Source organism: Flavobacterium sp. SM2513 (genome assembly GCF_050908145.1).
In the GTDB taxonomy this organism is placed as follows: Bacteria; Bacteroidota; Bacteroidia; order Flavobacteriales; family Flavobacteriaceae; genus Flavobacterium.
In genome coordinates, this window is record NZ_CP194228.1 from 576,474 (window position 1) to 596,961 (window position 20,488).

The following is a 20,488-nucleotide window of genomic DNA, read 5'->3' on the forward strand; positions in this document are numbered from 1 at the left end:
GAATCAAAAACCCCACTAATAATCAAAGTACATGTTGAAGATATCCGTGCGAATACCTACGGTGAACCAGCTTGTTGTGTTTTTTTGAACGGTAAGTGTTTCTGTTTCCGGACTGAAATCGCGGAACATATAATTAGCAAAAACCTTCAAGTTAGTAGCCGGATTTACTAAATATCCTGCTTGCAAATCAGCAATAACAATACTCGTTTTATTTCCTTGACCAATGGTTACGCCACTGTCAAACGGACGATTTTCGTCGTAATCTTTATAAATATTCCCTCCGTAGTTGAAACTATCTTCGGCTGTATCAAAGTCTAATCCTCTGATGCCATAAGTTAGTTTCGCTTCCGCAAAATAGCGTCCTTTATTGTATCGGGCAATGGCGATAAACTCCCGCGTGTTTCCACCCCAAGCATGACCCATACTTTGGTTGTTATGCCCGTAATTGGTCAACGGTTCGCTGTGCGAATACACATACGGACGGATGTTGTTGTACTCCGCTTGAAGCAATAAATTAGGAATATTAAAGGCGTTAAAGTATTTCAACCCCAGTTGGTATCCATATTTGTTTTTCCAACTTTGGTCTTGCTCTTTAATATCTCCCAATGAAAATTCATCTAAGATAAACTGACCATAAAAGTTGAATTGGTTGTTAAATTTATACTTCGTAGTCAATCCCAACACGGCATTTCCACTTCGCGAAGACGAGGTAAACTCCACCGTTCTGTAAAAGATAATCGGGTTGATAAAGTTGGCATCAAAGCCTCTATCATTGGAATTACTCCAAACCACTGATTCGAAAAACCCTAAATTCCATCGTTTCGTTACATTCCAACTCAAGTAATGATTGGCCATGAATTTCGTAGCATACGTACGTTCATCCGTCACATCTGCCCTAACATCTTTGAGCGACATATAGGTATTCGTGTATTTAATTTTCCAAAAAGTAGTATTGATTTTAAAGTACGGATAAGGACTTGCCGCATCTCCTAAAAGCAAGGAACGGTACCCATCCCCTATGAAATTGCGACCGTAACCCAATTGTAAATTAATCATTTTACTTGGTGCATACGTGATGTTTGCATCTGCCGAAGGAAAGTCGAATGCATCCGTTTTAAAAGATTTTGCAATTCCAATACCCGGAATTATCGCAGGATTTCCTCCTGAAGGCTTGATAGAAGATGCATACTGGTTGTAATAATCAGCAAAGCGGCCTTGACTTTCGTAAATAGTGGACGTCAAAACTAGATTTTTCCCTAAACCGGCTTGCACCTGAATTCCACGGGTATTTTGATACGTATAACTTGCATCACTTGGTGTTGATTTCCCCATTCTGATATCAACAATAGGATTTAAGGTAATCCAATAATCTTCGCCTTGTACTTGAAAGAAATGTTCGTTCCAAAGTTTTTGGGCAAACCAAGAATCTGCATCCTTCATCAACTTTGCATTAACCGCACTAAAATCATAATAAGGAGCAACCTCATTATAAGCCAATGGCTTCGAACCCGTGTGGTTGTTGCTTCCCACCTGATTTATGGACGAATCAAACTGGGTATAATAACTGTGTGTAAAAGGAATATTCAGTCCGCTTTCGTACATCGGATTGTCAAATTTCTTTTGTACAATACTGTCAAACTCCGTCAAAACCTTTGTTCTATTGGCCTTAATGGAATCCGTCGCCGATTCAAAACCGGTAGGAACAATTTCATTAGGGTCCTTTAACGGAATGGCAATCTTCAGCGTATATTTTGCGAAAGCGGGCTTACCGTTACTCATTGCAGGCGTAATTTTTGGCAACATCTTGAACACGCGTTTACTTTCGCTGCTCAATTCTGGATATATCGCATCCACATATTGCACTTTAAAGGTACCCAAAGTATCCACTTCAAAAAGTACGTTTACCGTTCCTTTATAGTTGTTTTTTACAACAATTTCTGGAACCTGAAAGTTATCAAAAATCAATTGTTGGATGGTATTGTAAAAACAATCCTTCATTTCCACTTCATTTTGATTTTCGCAACTTGGAAAAACCGGCGGAAACAAACTGGATTCTTGTGCTTGAGCTAATGACAGGCTAAAAAACAAGCCAATAAGTAGTATTTTTTTCATAAAAAATAAATTAATAATTAGAATCCGATGTGGCACCGGAAACGATTGCCAATGCGGATGAAGTGCCAATTCTTTTCACGCCTAATTTTATCATCTGAACCGCTTCCTCATACGACCGTACGCCACCAGCGGCTTTGACAGAAAGTGGCGAAGCGTTTTCGAGCATCATAATGATGGCAGGAATTGTAGCGCCATTCGGCAAATTATTTTCTGTTACATAAAAACCCGTAGAGGATTTTACGTAAACCAAGTGATACTGTTCGTCTTTGAAATTAGAAACCACCGTTTTCTTAATCAAACAACAAATTTGAATGATTTGTTTTTCAGTTAATGCAGCGATTTCAATAATCCATTTTACAATTTTATTGTGTTGCAAACCCAGTTGAGTGCCTTGCAAAACTTCTTGTCGCACGGTTTCTAAATCGCCGTCAATAAACGCTTGATAATTGCAAACAAAATCTAAATCGTCTGCTCCATTATCAATTGCTACCTGAGCTTCTGCCAGTTTTTCTTCTAAAGTATTGGTTCCTTCGGGAAAACTTATAACGGTACCAATCGTTACTTTCGACCGTGCCTTTACAATCATTTCCTTCGCAAGACGCACTTGGTCTGGACGAATCATAATCAATTTAAACTGATGGTCAATTGCCTCTTGAATAAAAGAAGTAACGGTTTCGTTATGTTTAGACGCACTTAAACCGGATTGCTCCAAGGTTTTAAGGTAAGTAGAATCTAAATAATTTTTAATATCCATGTTATAAAAGTAGCGAAACTTAGGTAAGTACTGCCTATGATTTCAAGATTATATTTTAAGTTTTAGAGCGGTATTTATTTGCCAGAAAAAGAACTAACACCGCCACTAAGGCTCCAACGCTGTTGGCATAAACGTCGCGTATATCGGAATATCTCGTTTCTGTGAATACGCCTTGACAAACTTCAATCACAACGCCAAAAAAAAATGAAAACAAGAATGCCTTTAATAAGGCAAACTTGTTTTCAGTTCTATAGGTGGCTTTCCAAAATAAAAACCACAAAAATGTCAATCCGAAATGAAAAGTAAAATGCCCCAATTTATCAAAATCGATCACATCCACTTCTGGTAAACGGTCAGAACTTACTAAACATAAATAAGCAACCATTCCCGTCCAAAAAACGGTAAGCGCCTGAATTGTTTTCTTATACTCCGATAAGTTCTTTATAAGCTTCACTTGAAAGTAATTCATTAAAATCATTTACATCAGAAACTTTTATTTTAATCATCCAACCTTCTCCATAAGGATCAGAATTTACTTTTTCAGGATCACTTTCTAGAGAATCATTGAATTCAACAATTTCACCTGCCAAAGGTAAAAATAAATCCGATACCGTTTTTACTGCTTCAACAGTTCCAAAAACTTCATCTTTTTCTAAAGTTTGGTCTAGCGTTTCAACCTCTACATATACGATGTCACCCAATTCGCTTTGCGCAAAATCAGTAATTCCTACTGTAGCAATATCGCCTTCAAGGCTGATCCATTCGTGATCTTTCGTGTATTTTAATTCGGCTGGAATATTCATAATGTTGTTTGTTTTAGTTTGAAAAAGCAAATGTATTGCATCCTGCTATATTTATAAAATGTTTTGCTCAGTATTTCCCTTTAATTTCCAAAATTGTAACGCAACGTAAACCCTGTTCTAATATTAGTAATTGGGAATGCCGTAGAAATAACTGCTTTTGAAAATGAATGATCATAAAAAAAAATCGCCGTCAAGTTTTTGCTAAAGGAATAATCAGCTGTTAATTTAGCTGACCATAAGTTTTGTCCTCCCGCCAGCTGGTTGTTGTCGTAATCTAAATAACGAACGATTGTCTGGCTTTGACGAAGTGAAAAATCAACTTTGATATTAATATCACTTCTAATAATTCCCGTTGGATTATCTGCCAATGCAGAATTGAAAGTAACGTCTTTAATACGGTAACCCAATCCTAAAATGTATTCCAAACCTTTCACTTCCGTCAATAAATTATTATCAAAACTCATTGATAAAGCACGGTCTTTCTTCATTTCTGCAACAATCTTAATCGAGTTTTTCATTTCCATATCAAACTTGATTAACGGATTGAACTGTTCGACTAGATTGATATTTGAAATCAATGTTTTATTTGGGAAATTACCTGCTTGGTCTGGTAAATCTGGGTTAATATCGTACTCAAAATTAGAGCGGAAAGCATTGACCGTATACGATGCTTTATAAGCGTGCTTTAATGAAAAACGTTTAAAATTATCTTTGAATAATTTATAACGCATTAATCCTGTATACTGAATAGTCCAGTTTGGAATTGGAATATTTCTAAACGCATCTAACGAAATCCCTCCAGCATCTTTACCCGTATATGCTGCTAAAAATGAAGGCAACAATACCGCTTGACTGTTTTTTCCAAATCCCACTGGGTAGCCTAAATTAGAAATGACTTGTTGGTAATTTGGATCCGTTTCAGCTGGAATTGGATTTGCAGCGTCGCCGTATCGTGGAACTGTACCTCCACCGTAATAATTTTGTGCCAAACGGTCAGCAACTACAATTCTATTGCTTCTGAAATCATCAAAAGCAGCAGAACCATTTTCGTCACTTGTACCAAAAGCAGTTGCAATCATCATGGTTGAAATCGTGAAATTTCCTGAATTATATGGGGAACGTGATTGGTACTCGCCGTCTAAAACATCAAATTGTTCAGAGAAATTATCTACATAACTTCTGTTGGCTACCAAATCGATTTTGAAATCTGGAAACAAATCTAAGTTCGCGGTTACGTCTAAATTCTTGGTAACAACTTCCGTATAATTTCGGTTGAAATTTGGATAATCGGTTAAATAACCGTTTCGCGCCATATCATATCGAATGTCGTCTTGACTACCAAAAACAAAACCTAGACCCGGTTTAGTAGTTCCAAAAACACCAATTCCCGGCAAGTATCCTGGCAATGCCGTTCCGCCTGTTTCTACATAATTGATTTGGATGTTTTTGATACTTGTTACTACGCCAATTAATCCGTCTAAAAATACATTACCTCCGGATGGAGTTACTACACGTTTGCTATCAATACGTTCTCCTGGTTTTGGTGGCGCTTGATTGCCTTTTCGTGTTGCTGGTTTTTTAGCCGAGCTTTTGGTTAATCCAATGTATTTGTAAAACAAATCCATGTTTAAAGCCGTGTTCACACGATGAGATCCATTATTTTGAATGGTATTTCCTAAGTTAAAATACGATAATGTTCCATCTGGATTTTGCGTTTCAAAATTTGATTCTGCAATGGATGCTCGTTGCCAATTAAAGTCTCCCGTATAAGTGTAGGTTGATTTCAAAAAGCTCAAGAACGGCAGTTTATTCAACGGCAATTCATAGTTTAAAGTCAGCTGTTGATTATGGGTATTGGCTTCACCAAAATTCCAGTAATCATCCCAAATTGTGAATGAATCAATCGTATTACCGTCGTCGTCCAAGTAATTTCTTACGATATTACTCGTTGCCGCTGTATAATTTAATTTTAAGGTTTTGGTTAAATTATAATTAAATCCGTATTGATAATTAAACAGATAATTTCTTCGGTATAAAGCATCTAATGGAATTCCTTCCACTTCCACTTGTCTAAATTGCTGACGGTTGTATTGTCGCAAAATATTAGTGCTGAAATTAATATTGGAAGGCAAATAATTAAAATTAAAGTCGCTCAGTATTTTCCAATACGAACTTTTTTTCATAAACTCACTTTTCTTGAAAGGCTCCACTAATTTCGGTTGAAAACTGTAATTATAATCTACACCTGTTTTTACTTGTTGATCCACATATTCTTTAATTTCGTAATCGTGCTTTTCGGTCTCGTTGAACGAATAATTGAAAGTCAAATTTTCAGGATCATAAACATGCGGTTTTTGTTCTGGACCACGGTCTTTTCTCACGCCAATAAAATTAATGCTTTTCACTTTCGTATATTCTATAGCACGTTCTCTAATGTTGTCTTTTTTTGCTTGATCTTCTGTAACATTAAGCAACTGATCTAATTTAATATCTTGGTTGAACGGGTCATACTCTGGAGTGATTACTTCTTCACCTGTAGAAAAATTGAAAGGCACGTTGATTCCCCATTTTTTAGGCAAAAGTTTTCCTAAGCTTAAATTAGTTACAATATTGTATTGTTGTGCATCTTCTCTACTTCGTTCATTTGGACCATCTTCTAAAGCTCCAAAACCAATGGTACTCATTCGTCCTGTAGCAGAAATATTGGCAAAATCAGCAAAATTTGTATCAACACTCAAAATAGCAGCCATACCTCCTTCGTTATCCATTCCAGCAAGTCGCAGTTCGTTGAACCACACTTCCCCTTTCACGCTTTTACCAACTAAATTTTGCGGTTCTTTTCCTGTATTGTTTCGAACACCAACCATCAAAGTTCGCACTTGTCCAAAATTTGGGTTTCCTTTGATACTAATTTTAATTCGACTGTCTGCTGCGGAAATATTTGGGTCTATTTCGTAATCAAATTTAGAGAAAACCCCCTGGTCATTGAACTCACTTTGTTCAGCACTCATTTGAAGAATTTTCATCTTTGTCAACAATTCCAATGGTAAGTTTAAGTTGTTGTCTTCTGGCCAAATTTCTTCTTGAGTAGCAGAAGAACTTGGCAGCGTCACTTTCAAAGGTAATTCTACTTCGTAATAATTCTGAGTGAAATCATTTCCAAAACGTAAGAAAGCGGCCATTTCATCATCAACTAAAATATCGTTTGCTACTGATTCAGCATGCAAAAACATTTTAATTTTTTTGAATTGACGCATGTCCATACTAATGTTTTTGAAAACCGCACGGGATTCATTTTGTTCCAATCCCTCTGTTCCAGAAACACGAAGTGACAACGATTGTTCGTTTTGATTAATCACCGAATTATTATTGTACAACTGTTCGCGTTCTACACCTGGAGGTGTTTTATAAGGAATGGGCTGTCTTGTTCCGTTTTCTTGAATATTAACGGCTAATACGTCTAAAGTTGTAGGGTCCGGAGTTGGAAAAGGCTGCCCTGTTTCAGGTGAATTTGTAAAACGACGCCATTCGCCACGAACTAGGTCTAACGTTCCAAAACGCAAGGTTACCTCACTCGAAAAGCCGGTCATAAACATTCTCATAAAGCGAATGGATTTAAAATCTTCCAGACCTCCAATGTTGTTGGCCTCTTTTACATCTTGTATTGGAATTTTAAATTGAACCCATTTTGCTCTAATACCAGATGCTCCATTTGGAACTCTCGCATTTTCAATTTCTATAATATCGGTAATGTAATTTTGTCCTACAGTTGACAACGCATTTTCAGACACATCAACACTGTATTGATAATAAGCATCAATGGTGTTCATCGTATTGTCGCGGTTCAAGTCTTCCGCATCTGGCAAAGTAGAATTTCCACGGGAATTATTTGTAACTTCTACGGGTGAGTTTTTCTCTAAACCATTATAATTTTTGTAGCGTTCTAACAGCGTTCCTGTAGCATCTAAATAAAATTCATAATTATCAGCTGCTGGATCTTCTAAACCTGCAAAGTTTTCGGCACCAGGTAATAGTGCTTCATCCGCATCACCAATACCATCGAGTCCTACATCTTGAACCGCACGATTTGCTGTATTGGTGTCAAATGCATAAATCAGCGATTGAGAAGAAGGAACGCGTCCCCAAATGCTTGCAACTGTATTTTGTGTCGAATTGGCCTCAGGCAAACCATTTTCATACTGTTTCTTCCCGTCTTTAAGAATATCTTCTGAAATTTCACCCAAATTGAAAAATAATTTTCCTCCATTTACAGGATCGGTTTCATTATTTTCATAGGGATTCAACATCCAAAACTGAATGTACTCTACGTTTCCTTGCTCGAAATTAGTTGAACTAATGGAACGCATAATTCCTCCAAAATTTTCTCCAGGATTGGGAAGTGTGTTTCCGTTTGCTACTGGGTTATAATTGTATGGTCCACGTTCTGTAGGATAATAGGACAAATCTAAAGTATTGATTACGGTAGGTTGTCCGTCTGCTACATCATTTACAGGGAATAATTCATCTAAGTAAATACGTCGTGTTTTATTGAATGACATATCGGCATCTGTAATTGAACCTGGTCGTGAACTCGTGTAAAAAACTGGATCAACGGTATACCATGCTAATTTGGCCCGTTTGAAACCGTAACGTGTAGCATTTGCTTGACCAATCTCTCCTGTAACGTCACCTCCAAAATCCGGATTTGAATTATCTTTTCGCAATGGAACGGAAGACAAATTCCATGCAGTAGCCGATCGCATATCAATAGAAGTTTGAGATCCTTCAAAATCATCTACATAAATTGTTGCTTCACCTTCAAACTGATCGTCTGTAGGCGAATCGGGCTTTAGAAAAGCTACTTCTCCTCGAACAGATAAATTAGATGGAACATCGGTATCTAAATTGGGTAGTTTATTTACTAATCGAGTCAAAAACGGAAGCTCTGTACTGTAATTCGTGTTTAATCCAAAAATAGTATTATTAACGGACTCTTGTCCAAAACTTGATTTTTGTGTAAAAGGTTGTTCGGACATTCTCAGAATCGTTCCTCCTAAAACAAACTTGTCAGAGAATTTATGTTCCACATTTACCCCAAAAAAGCGTCGTGTTTGTTGCCCAAAAACAGAATTATTTTCCAATGAAATCTCAATTGGCGTATTTGAAGCTTGCAAAGCTGGATCTAAAATTTGAACCGTACCTCGCTGATAATTTACGATGTAGTCAAGACCTTCTACTAAAATTCGTCCTGCAGCACTAACGGTAACAGAACCTTGAGGCACGTTGAACGCTCCAATTGAAATTCCGTCGCCACCTGTAGATTTATATTTTCCTTTTAATTGAAATTTATTTTTCTCACTGTCTTGCAAAGCTTTTGCTTGCGAATTGGTATATAAAGTTCGGAAAACATATTTTGCCTGATTGGCGTTATAGGATGCTGGGTCGCTATACGTTTCTGTAGGAGAATTTGGAGTTTTAAGTTTATCAAATAAAAGCTTACCAAATGGTTCAACCGTAGTGAAAATAATCCGTCCGTTTTGTGTATCAACCGTTAGTCCGGGAATGAAATCAAAAAACCCATCACCTTGTCTGCCATTTTCAGGGTCATTCGTATAATTTAACGCATCTACATTAAATACTTTTAGCAAAGGTGTTTCTGCAACGTTACTAGGAAGGTCAGGACCACCCGCAACTTTCGTAATATAATTTAATGGCGAAGGATCACTATATAAAATATTAAATCGGAAATCTTCTTGTTCCAACTGACCTCCTGGAGAAATTTGATAAATATTCTTCATCATTAAATTCCAAATAGGACGCGTTCTCGACTCAGAACCAACGGTATATTGAACCGTTGTCAAACTACTTTTAAGCATTTTCAGAATCAAACTATTGGTTTGTATCTCTTGATTCTCAGGTTCGTCACCAGTTACCGTTGTAGATTCCAAACCTCCATTTGCAAATTCACCAACTTGATACACTTCGCCACCAATAGTATATTGGTACGCTACAGCTAGAACTTCGTCATTAGCCAAACGCTGCTGCAATGAAATATAACCCAATTGTGGGTGAAATGTATATTCATTTGATGAAAGTTTTCTTGCATTTTCCAACTTCGCATAGTCATAACCTTCGGCAACGGTAGTTCCAGCAGGAAGAACGAAAGAGTTATTGTTTGTAGTGACAATTTCTCGAATCGAACTATTCAAAAAACCGCCAGAACCAATTAAAGCGGGATTAAACTTGTTGTTTCTATTGTCAACTGGTGAATTAGGAGGGTTTACAAAAAAGCCTCCAGGAATTACTGGTCCTAAATTAACTACTTGATAATCTTGTAATCCCGTAAGTTGGGCTTCACCTAAATCTTGCAAGGCAACGACATTTCGTAAATTATTATCCGTTGTACTTACTCTATTTTGACGATTCGTTACCCAAACTTCCATGCGTGTAATTTGCACTCGGTTATCGATAACAGGATAATTTCGCAACGACGAATCGTATAGATTTCGGAAATATTGTGATAAAAAGAAGTGGCGATCAGCGTCATAATCTAACGCAAAAATATCAAAATCTTGAATGGTTCCTCCTCCTTGAGCCGTAACCGACTTGGTTTGTGACTTTTGTTCAGAAAAGATGGCGGTAACGGATGTTTTTCCAAACTGAAGTTGGGTTTTTACACCAAACAAACTTTGAGCACCTCGAATAAGCGAACTATTCAAAGGTAAACTCACATTTCCTACTTCAATTTTTTGTAAAATATCATCTTCCGTAGGCGTGTATTCAAGCTTAATTAAATTCTGAAAAGCAAAAGTAGATTCTGTATCGTAATTTACATTTACAGTCAATCGCGTTCCTACTTTTCCTAGTAAACTCAAACTAATTCTTTGGTCAAAATCAAAGGTAGTTACGGCACGATTTCTTGGTGACAATGCAGGATTGTCTTGTTTGGTATACCGCATTCCCAAATCCATTTCAGCAGAACCTGTGGGCTTTACATCAATCGTATTACTACCAAAAACGGTTTCAAAGAAACTATTGTTTACATAATACCGTGGAAGTAAATCTTTCTTAGCATCTTCACTCGACTTTTTTCCGTCAATTGCATTTGCTTTATCTTGAAAATAATTACGCATAGATTCTTTTAACACCAAGGCTTCATATTCTTTTGGCGTTAAAATAGCGGGATAGGTGATATTAAAACCACCCACTTTTGAGTTGTAAATGTACCGATCCGTTGCAGCATCGTACGTGTATGACGAAACAATGGAAGGCGGGTTCTGAATTTCTATTTTTCCTGTATTATACCCTTTTATAGTGTCGGTTACAGGTTCTTGATCTTCGGGATCAACTTGAGCCTGAATTTCGAAAGCAAAAAAGAAAACGACTAAGAACATAGCTGTTTTCAAAATTGAATTGATACTTTTAATAAAAAATGTTTTCAAAAACTATAAATTTTTTAACGCTTGTTTGATAATAAATTCAACCGTGGCTTCTGGATTTTCTCGAGCAATTTTTTCGACCACTTTTTCCGCAGTTTTCCGCACAAAGCCTAGAACTTCTAGTGCAGATAACGCTTCATCCTTGTTTGTATTGTTTTGAACCAATGAAACTTCATCTAAATCGTATAACTTTAACACCTTATCCTTTAGCTCAATTATAACGCGTTGGGCTGTCTTCATTCCAATTCCTTTAACAGATTGAATCGTGGCAACATCTCCAGAAGCTATAGCTTGAATTACTTGTTTGGGTTCGAGCGACGAAAGCATGGTTCGTGCAATACTAGCTCCAATTCCAGAAACACTTAACATCATTTTGAATATCTCCCGTTCTGTTTTTTCCACAAAACCGAACAAAGTATGAGCGTCTTCCTTAATTTGAACATAAGTAAACAGCTTTATAAAATCAGTTTTTGGTAATAATGAATACGTATGTAGTGAAATATTTATATGATAACCTACGCCACCACAATCAATGACTACTTCTGTAGGTGTTTTCTCGACTAATTTCCCCTGAATATGTGCAATCATAACTGTTAAGTAAATGCCAAATGTAACAAAAATCTCGAACTAAAGAACTTGAAATTTAAACAATTAAATATTAACTCAAGCTTCGCAATGCATTTCTGCGTTTTTCTTTCTCTTGAGCATCAACTACTGCAACGGCTGCCATATTTACCATTTCCTCAACACTTGCTCCAAGTTGAAAAATATGCACAGGCTTGTCCATTCCCAAAATAATAGGTCCAATGGAGTCCGTTTTATACAATTCTTTCAACAACTTATACGTAATATTTGCTGATTCTAGATTTGGGAATATCAACGTATTTACTTTTTTTCCTGCAATTTTAGAAAATGGAAATTTCTTTTGAATCATTTCTGGATTCAAAGCAAAATCAGCTTGAATTTCTCCGTCTACAATTAAATCAGGATAATATTTATGCAAATAAGCGACAGCTTCACGTACTTTATTCACATTTGGACTATCAGAAGAACCAAAATTAGAGTAGGAAACCATTGCCATAACAGGTTCCATTCCAAACATTCTAACTGTTTTTGCAGTCATTAAAGCAATTTTAGCCAAGTCGTCAGCGGATGGATTTGGATTAATCGCGGTATCCGATAAAAACATAGGACCTCTATTGGTCATCATCATGTTTGCCGTGGCAATAAGTGAAATTCCAGGTGCTTTCTCAATCAATTGCATCATCGGCTTGATTACTGAAGGATAACTTCGGGAATAACCCGTAACTAAACCGTCGGCATCTCCGTGATTGACCATCATTGCTGCAAAATAATTACGTTCCCGCATCCATTTTTGTGAATCTAGAAGAGAAATTCCACGGCGTTTTCTGGCTTTCCAAAAAATATCGGCATATTCCAATCTTCTAGAGTCTTCTTCTGGTTTTTTAGGGTCGAAAATAGGCACATCGGCGTCGAAACCTAGTTCTTCTTTTAATTCTAAAATAACTTCTTTGTCACCTAATAAAATAGGATGACCAATGCCCTCTTCCATCACAATTTGAGCAGCTTTCAGTACATCCAAATGATCTGCTTCCGCAAAAACAATTCGTTTTGGGTCGTTTTTCGCACGGTTGGTCAGCATTCGAACCATTTTATTATCAGAACCTAGACGGTCTAATAATTCTTGTTCGTACTTTTCCCAATCTTGAATGGGATGTGTCGCCACACCAGAATCCATCGCTGCTTTTGCAACCGCTGGAGCAACAACAGTAATCAATCTCGGGTCAAATGGTTTTGGAATAATATAATCGCGGCCAAAATTTAATTTAGTTTCGCCGTAAGCGATATTTACTTGTTCCGGCACCGATTCTTTGGCCAAAGTAGCCAAGGCATGAACGGCCGCCATTTTCATTTCTTCGTTAATTTTTGTTGCACGAACATCTAAAGCTCCTCTGAAAATATAAGGAAAACCCAACACATTATTCACTTGATTTGGATGATCGGAACGTCCGGTTGCCATGATAATGTCTTTTCGGGTAGCAATTGCTACATCATAGTCAATCTCGGGAACTGGATTTGCCATCGCAAAAACAATAGGGTCGTTGGCCATATCCACCAACATCGCTGGTGTTAAAATATTCCCTGCAGAAAGTCCTAAGAAAACATCAGCTCCTTTTAACGCTTCATGCAAATTCTCGTAATGGATTTCGGAAGTGTAGCGTTGCTGAACTAGCGATAAATCGGTTCGGTCTTTGGTTAAAAGTCCGTCTTTGTCAAACATAGTGATGTGTTCTGGACGAACGCCTAAAAGAACATATAAATTCGCACAAGCTAATGCTGCAGAACCTGCTCCTGAAACAACTACTCTTACGTCTTCCACTTTTTTATCAGCTAACTCCAAAGCATTTAGCAAGGCTGCCGATGAAATAATCGCGGTTCCGTGTTGGTCGTCGTGCATTACGGGAATATTCAATTCCTCCACCAAACGACGTTCGATTTCAAAAGATTCAGGTGCTTTGATGTCTTCTAAGTTGATTCCGCCAAAAGTTGGTGCAATATTTTTAACTGTTTCAACAAACTTATCGATGTCTTTACAGTCAATTTCGATGTCGAAAACATCAATATCTGCAAAAATTTTAAACAACAATGCCTTTCCTTCCATTACAGGTTTTGAAGCTTCAGGACCAATGTCTCCAAGTCCTAAAACGGCCGTTCCATTAGTAATTACAGCAACTAAGTTACCTTTAGCTGTATATTTGTAAACATTATTTACATCTTTTGCGATTTCCAAACAAGGCTCAGCAACTCCGGGCGAATAGGCTAAAGATAAATCTCTTTGTGTTGCGTATTTTTTTGTAGGGATTACCTGTATTTTTCCTGGGGTAGGTTTCGCATGATATAGTAAAGCTTCTCTTCTCTTAATATTTCGTTTCATTTCTAGCTATATATTATTTTACGGAAGTCAAAAATTTATACACCAATTGACTCTTTTGTTATTATTCCGACTTACAAAGGTAAACGACTGTGTGAAAATAGGAAATTTTTATTGAATTACTTTTGTTAAGATTTTGGATATTCTACGTTTATTTTTTTTGCAAATTAGATAAAACTTCACTCCATTATCTTCATCTCAATTTCTATCGTATCTTTAACCTCTTATATCTCATCATATTTCTTAGTTATGAAAAAAATAGTTTTGGCTCTTTGCTTATTTGCAGTACCGTTTCAAGCGTGTAAACAAACAAATACAATTGGCGTTACCGAAAATGAAAACAAAGAACTTAACGAAGTTTTAGAACTGTATTATCAAGAACGGATGGCGCTTTACCCCATTGAAGCCACATTTGCGGGAGAAACCAAATTCAACCATTTGTTTCCAAACACCCTGAGCGACGAGTATTTAGTGAAAAGTAAAGCGTTTTTTGAGAAATACAAGAAAGCGATGATGCGATTTGATACTGCAAAATTATCCGAAAGTGACAAGTTGAGTAAATCAATTTTAGAATGGGAATGTGATATTACATTGGAAGGTTTTCAGTTTCGCGAAGAGTTGATGCCCATAAATCAATTTCAGTCGATTCCTTTGATGATGGGACAATTGGCGAGCGGTTCGAGTGCTCAACCTTTTAAAACCGTTGAAGATTACAACAATTGGTTGCAAAGATTGGCCGGTTTTAATGATTGGGTGATTTCTGCCGAGGCGAGAATGAAAGAAGGTGTCGAAAAAGGCTTTGTTTTGCCAGAAGCACTGACCGTTCGCATCATTCCTCAAATTAAAGATTTGGCGCATGCCGATTTAAAAAATAATTTATTTTACAGTCCGCTAAACCAATTTCCAGCGTCATTTTCTGACACAGATAAGAAAAAAATAACTGTGAATTACTCGAAATTGATTGCTGAAAACTTGATTCCTTCTTTGACAAGCTTGCACCAATACATCAGCAGCGATTATTGGGCGGCAAGCCGAAAAACTACGGGAATTAATGACATCCCGAATGGTGAAAAGTATTATAAGTACTTAGTGAAAAAATATACAACTACAGATTTAACTCCTGATGAAATTCACAAAATAGGCTTGAAAGAAGTAGCTCGAATTTTATCTGAAATGGAGAAAGTAAAAATGCAGGTTGGTTTTACAGGTGATATAAAGGAATTTTTCAACCACGTTCGTGACCGAAAAGAGTTGATGCCCTTTACCGAACCGCAACAAGTAATTGACAATTTCAATGCGATTTATCAAAAAATGAAACCGAATCTGGATAAACTTTTTGACCTGAAACCGAAAACAGCTTTTGAAGTAAAACGTACAGAAGCTTTTCGCGAAGAATCGGCAAGTGCAGAATACAATCAGGGGTCAATTGATGGAAAGCGGCCGGGCGTTTTTTATGTTCCAATTCCTGACGTGACGAAATATAATGTATATGCAGATGAAGATTTATTTTTGCATGAAGCCATTCCGGGTCATCATTATCAAATTTCGTTGCAGCAAGAAGATACTACATTACCTTCTTTTAGAAAAACCATTTGGTTTACTTCTTATGGTGAAGGATGGGCTTTGTACACTGAATCGCTTGGAAAAGAATTGGGATTGTATCAAGACCCGTATCAATATTTTGGAATGTTAAGTGCGGAAATGCTTCGTGCCGTTCGCTTAGTTGTTGATACTGGAATGCATACCAAAGGTTGGACACGTGAACAAGCCATACAATATTCTTTAAATCATGAAGCGGAATCCTTGCAAAGTATAACAGCAGAAATCGAGCGTTATATGGCTATTCCTGGTCAAGCGGTTTCTTATAAAATCGGGCAATTGAAAATTAGAGAATTGCGAAGCAAGGCCGAGAAAGAAATGAGCAAAAAATTCAACATCAAAGAATTTCATAATGAAATACTGGAATCAGGTTGTTTACCGTTGAAAATATTAGAAGATAAAATCAACTTATGGATTAAGTTTCATAAATAACAGCGTCGGCATATGTGTACTATATTCAGCCATTTTCAAGCGGCTCCTATACATAAATAATGATGTTCTCTAATTGGATTTTTTGATATAAAAAGCAGCCTGAAAAAAGCAAAAAATCATCAGTTGATGACTTTTTACATTCCAATCGTCTTTATGAAAACTAAAAATAAAGACACTTTCTTACTACAATCGTCTATTTTTTAAAATACGACAAAATATTTAAAATACTGATTTAAAGTGAATTAATTTCTGTGTAGTACATTTGTTCTACGCAAAAATGAGGCACTACACGTTTGGATAATCTATATTTGTTTTTCTACGGGATTATTATTTGCTAAAAATAAATTTTAATGGACGCTACTGTTTACAATTAGAAAACTAACTTAAACCAACTATTATGATTAAAAAAACTACGCTTCTGCTGTTCTTTATTTTGGCGACCACGTGCTCTCTTTTTGGGCAGGTTCAAGTGGGAATGGGAACAAATACCGAACAAAAAATTCCGATTCAAACGTATTTTGGATATTCGTATTCACAATCCATTTATTTGGCCTCTGAGATAAATGCTACCGGAACCATTACTTCTATTCAGTGGTATTATAACGGAAGCGGTGCCTTGCCAAATAATCAGGACTTAGTAGTTTACATGGGTACTACAGCTAAAACAGCATTTTCATCTACAACAGACTGGGTAGCTTCTTCAAATCTTATGCAAGTATATACAGGTGGAATCACCACAAACAGTACTCCAGGTTGGAAAACGCTGACACTGACAACTCCTTTTATTTATGACGGCGTGAGTAATTTGATTGTAGCGGTTGATGAAAACCAAGAAATGTGGGACGACTACAACGACACATTTTACAACACAGCTGTTACCGGCACGCGGTCTATTTTTACGTATAGCGACGGAGACAATCCTAGCCCTACATCTCCACCAGAAGCCCATGATATTGTGCCCTTTGTTCCTAATATTATATTTGGTGGAATTACACAAGCCTGTGCGACTCCTTATTATGTACATGTAAATAACGTTACGACTTCCACGGCAACCGTTTCATGGCAAGCTTCCACAATAGCTCCATTGAATGGAAGTAGCTATTATCTTTCTACTTCTGATGCAGTTCCTACAAGTGCGACAACGCCTACGGGAACTATTACTTCAGGAGAAACTGTAAACTTGATTGACTTAACACCTGAAACTGTATATTATTTTTGGATAAAAAACAATTGCGAAACAGGTTTATTCAGCAGTTGGTCTTCCACTTCCAGTTTTAAAACCGACTGTGTTGCTATTACCGCTTTTACGGAAAACTTTGATGCTACAAATACGCCTGAATTACCTTCTTGCTGGAATAAAATATTAAGAGGGGACGAAAGTTTATCTCAATATGCAACAATTGAAACAAATGATTGGTACAGTCAGACCCAGCCCATTTCGGTTAGAATGGACAGCAACCAATCAGATATGACCACTGCCGATTTAATTTTAGTTTCGCCAAATTTATCTACTTTAGCGCTTGGTACCTACCGTTTGAAATTCTTCGCAAGAGGAAACGGTTCGCTTCAAGTGGGTACTTTAAGCTCAAACGATTCCGAAGCGGTATTCACAGAAAACAGTCTAGGCGATGTAATCACAAACAGCACGTTTACTGAGTACGTGGTTGAATTTGCAAATTATACAGGAACAGATAAATACATTGGTATTCGTCTAGCGACGTCAAATTCTAATGTTTCTATTGATAATGTGCGATGGGAACCCATTCCTGCCTGTCCAGATGTAACTGCCATTACGGTTCCTTCTGTAACTACTTCTGGCGCTACTATTGAATGGTTATCTGGTAATCAATCAACGTCAGTTTCTTGGGATATCGTTGTGGGAAGTGCTTCGGATACAGATCCAACCTCTTTAACACCTGTTACTTCAACAACTACTAGTAAAGACATAATTGGATTGACTGAAAACACGAATTATAAAGTATGGGTACGAACGGTTTGTGCTGCTGAAAGTGGTGCATGGATTGGCCCTATTTCCTTTAAAACCGCTTGTAGTGGCATCCCTGCTTTTTACGAAAATTTCAACACTACAGAAGCGCCAGGTCTTCCTGATTGCTGGAGTACAATTGCAAGAGGAGCTTCCCTTTCTGAGTTTTACATGATTGAAACCAATCAATACTCTGAGCTTTTTGAAGACGATAATAACGCCGTTCAAATATTCAATGAAAATTCTGGAAATGATGCAGATATGATTCTAGTAGCGCCAAGTTTAACCACTTTAGGACTGGGTACTTATCGATTGAAGTTTTATGCGAAACACGGGTATACTCCAGCATCGGTAGATATTGTAACGCTAAGTAGCAATACTTCTTTTGCCGAAAGCACTTTATATGAAACTGTACTCCTGTCCGATAACACGGCTCAGTATGTTGTCGATTTTTCAAGCTATACAGGAACAGATTCGTATTTCGGGTTTAGAATAAACGCTACAGAAACTTATTCATCTATCTATATTGACAATATACTTTGGGAATTAACGCCTTCTTGTCCGGATGTTACGCTCGTAAACGTTCCTGAAACAACCGCTAGTACCGCAACTGTAAGCTGGACCGGAAGTGGTGCAGAAGAAAGCTGGGATGTGGCAGTTAGTGCCACTTCGCAAGACCCAACTACTTTAAGTTTTACAAATTTTACTACAGCCACTGCAGCTATTCCTGATTTGATTGACAACACAAACTATTCGGTTTGGGTCCGTTCGGTTTGTATGAATAATGATAAAGGCGCTTGGATTGGTCCCGTAAGTTTCAAAACTGCATGTTTACCAACTGCCGCATTTAATGAAGACTTTGAAAGTGCTGAAACCCCCGATTTACCATCTTGCTGGTCTTCTATTATCCGAGGAGCGACTGTTTCTGAATATGCGTATTTAGAAACATCTCCTTGGTCTAATATGCCCGACGAAACGACAGCAGTGGTTATGAATACTTCTGAATCTTCTTTAACGGACGATATTATTTTAGTGTCTCCAAGTGTTAGCACGCTTTCGTTAGGTTCTTACCGTTTGAAATTTAAAGCAAAAGGAGCTTCTTCCGTTCAAATAGGAACATTAAATTCGAATACGGATTCGGCTGAATTTACTCCCTTACAAACCATAGTTACCACTGATGTTCCTACCGTTTATGCGGTAGAATTTTCTAACTATACAGGAACCGATACCTTTATTGGAATTCGTGCCAATACCGAAAGTCAGTACCAATATATTGAAATTGATAACATCGTATGGCAACCAATTCCTTTGTGTCCTGATATTGAAAATTTGAAGAAAACAGGTACGACAATGACTACTGCAGGTGTTATTTGGGATACGAATACTTCCAGTCAGTATCATATTGTAAAAGGAGCTCTGGACGTTACAAATCCAGAAACCTTGACGGCAACTACAGTAACTAATGGCAATTTTACATTTTTAGATTTAACTCCGGGAACTTCGTATAAAGTTTGGGTAAGAAGTGTATGTGATGCAGCTGTAGGTAGTGGCGAATGGACGGAACCCATTGTAGTTGCCACACAATGTACGGCTACTGATGTACCGTATAGCGAAGATTTTGAAAGTGCTTTCCAGCCGGTTTTACCTGAATGCACTTCGTCTCTAAATTTAGCAGATGCACCAAGCACGTGGTACACGTCTTATTATCCAGGTTATGGGTATGAGTCTAGCACATTAACGTACAATGGCGATTTATATACGGATGCAAACAGTTGGTTTTTCACAAGAGGAATTAATCTAGTTGCAGGGCAAAATTATACGATTTCCTACCGTTATGGAGGTGCCTCTACAGATACATTTTTTTACAACAACAACCTGATTGTAAAATTCGGAACGCAAGCGAGTCCAGAGAATATGACCTTGGATGTTGCAGAACATATCGACTTTGCAACTGACACACCAATCCTTAGTTCAGTAACAGTTACCGCTCCTACAACAGGGGTATATTACTTCGGATTTAATGTAACTTCGCCCAACAACAGCTATTTCATGTACTTAGATGACATCCTTATTGATACTGCTTTATCAACTGGCAATTTTATTAAAGATACCTTTACGTACTACCCAAATCCAGTTCAAAACATCTTGAACATTGGGTATGTAGACGCTATTGATAGTGTTCAAGTATTTAATATGTTGGGTCAAGAAGTGTTTCAAACTTCAGGAAACAGCACTACTTTGCAAATAGACATGTCTTCGTTTGCAAAAGGAACGTATCTTGTAAAAATTATCTCTGGTTCGACAATGAAAAACATAAAAGTGATTAAGTCGTAAACGGATTTAGTACGTTTTCACAACTTTAAAAACTACGTTCAAGATGTTATCATTTTGAACGTAGTTTTTTTTATACTT

The 20,488-nt window shown here is 37.2% G+C and carries 9 protein-coding genes; 2 read left to right on the forward strand and 7 right to left on the reverse strand.

Annotated elements, in window-relative coordinates; genetic code table 11:
- Nucleotides 1-15: 15 nt before the first annotated feature.
- From ACQ5J2_RS02245 to ACQ5J2_RS02275, 7 genes are all read right to left on the reverse strand, one after another.
- Nucleotides 16-2,112, reverse strand: a complete 2,097-nt coding sequence (locus tag ACQ5J2_RS02245; RefSeq protein WP_432672066.1) for a gliding motility protein RemB — start codon at nt 2,110-2,112, stop codon at nt 16-18.
- Between the two features lie 10 nt (nt 2,113-2,122).
- Nucleotides 2,123-2,866 carry a deoxyribose-phosphate aldolase gene (deoC, locus tag ACQ5J2_RS02250; protein ID WP_432672067.1) on the reverse strand — a complete coding sequence of 248 codons (744 nt, stop codon included), beginning with the start codon at nt 2,864-2,866 and terminating at the stop codon, nt 2,123-2,125.
- 55 nt (nt 2,867-2,921) lie between these two features.
- Nucleotides 2,922-3,335, reverse strand: coding sequence for a VanZ family protein (locus ACQ5J2_RS02255; RefSeq protein WP_432672068.1), 414 nt, complete (start codon nt 3,333-3,335; stop codon nt 2,922-2,924).
- Nucleotides 3,289-3,669 carry a glycine cleavage system protein GcvH gene (gene gcvH / locus ACQ5J2_RS02260; RefSeq protein WP_432672069.1) on the reverse strand — a complete coding sequence of 127 codons (381 nt, stop codon included), beginning with the start codon at nt 3,667-3,669 and terminating at the stop codon, nt 3,289-3,291. Before gcvH ends, ACQ5J2_RS02255 begins: the two co-directional genes overlap by 47 nt.
- A gap of 80 nt (nt 3,670-3,749) precedes the next feature.
- Nucleotides 3,750-11,063: a cell surface protein SprA gene (gene sprA / locus ACQ5J2_RS02265; protein ID WP_432673341.1), complete on the reverse strand. Its 7,314-nt coding sequence runs from the start codon at nt 11,061-11,063 to the stop codon at nt 3,750-3,752.
- Between the two features lie 51 nt (nt 11,064-11,114).
- Nucleotides 11,115-11,696, reverse strand: coding sequence for a Holliday junction branch migration protein RuvA (gene ruvA, locus ACQ5J2_RS02270; protein ID WP_432672070.1), 582 nt, complete (start codon nt 11,694-11,696; stop codon nt 11,115-11,117).
- Between the two features lie 70 nt (nt 11,697-11,766).
- On the reverse strand, nt 11,767-14,064 hold the full coding sequence (locus ACQ5J2_RS02275) for an NADP-dependent malic enzyme (protein WP_432672071.1): 2,298 nt from the start codon (nt 14,062-14,064) through the stop codon (nt 11,767-11,769).
- A 246-nt stretch (nt 14,065-14,310) separates the two neighbouring features.
- Between ACQ5J2_RS02275 and ACQ5J2_RS02280 the strand changes: the two genes are divergently transcribed.
- Nucleotides 14,311-16,092, forward strand: a complete 1,782-nt coding sequence (locus tag ACQ5J2_RS02280; protein WP_432672072.1) for a DUF885 domain-containing protein — start codon at nt 14,311-14,313, stop codon at nt 16,090-16,092.
- 397 nt (nt 16,093-16,489) lie between these two features.
- A complete protein-coding gene (locus ACQ5J2_RS02285; RefSeq protein WP_432672073.1) occupies nt 16,490-20,410 on the forward strand; it encodes a T9SS type A sorting domain-containing protein in 3,921 nt (1,306 codons plus the stop codon).
- The last annotated feature ends 78 nt before the right edge of the window (nt 20,411-20,488 follow it).

Excerpts from the sequence above, each read along its gene's own strand:
- ACQ5J2_RS02280 (WP_432672072.1), top strand. The coding sequence starts at position 14,311 with ATGAAAAAAATAGTTTTGGCTCTTTGCTTATTTGCAGTACCGTTTCAA.
- gcvH (WP_432672069.1), bottom strand. The coding sequence starts at position 3,669 with ATGAATATTCCAGCCGAATTAAAATACACGAAAGATCACGAATGGATC.
- ACQ5J2_RS02275 (WP_432672071.1), bottom strand. The coding sequence starts at position 14,064 with ATGAAACGAAATATTAAGAGAAGAGAAGCTTTACTATATCATGCGAAA.
- ruvA (WP_432672070.1), bottom strand. The coding sequence starts at position 11,696 with ATGATTGCACATATTCAGGGGAAATTAGTCGAGAAAACACCTACAGAA.
- sprA (WP_432673341.1), bottom strand. The coding sequence starts at position 11,063 with ATGTTCTTAGTCGTTTTCTTTTTTGCTTTCGAAATTCAGGCTCAAGTT.
- ACQ5J2_RS02285 (WP_432672073.1), top strand. The coding sequence starts at position 16,490 with ATGATTAAAAAAACTACGCTTCTGCTGTTCTTTATTTTGGCGACCACG.
- ACQ5J2_RS02245 (WP_432672066.1), bottom strand. The coding sequence starts at position 2,112 with ATGAAAAAAATACTACTTATTGGCTTGTTTTTTAGCCTGTCATTAGCT.
- ACQ5J2_RS02255 (WP_432672068.1), bottom strand. The coding sequence starts at position 3,335 with ATGAATTACTTTCAAGTGAAGCTTATAAAGAACTTATCGGAGTATAAG.
- deoC (WP_432672067.1), bottom strand. The coding sequence starts at position 2,866 with ATGGATATTAAAAATTATTTAGATTCTACTTACCTTAAAACCTTGGAG.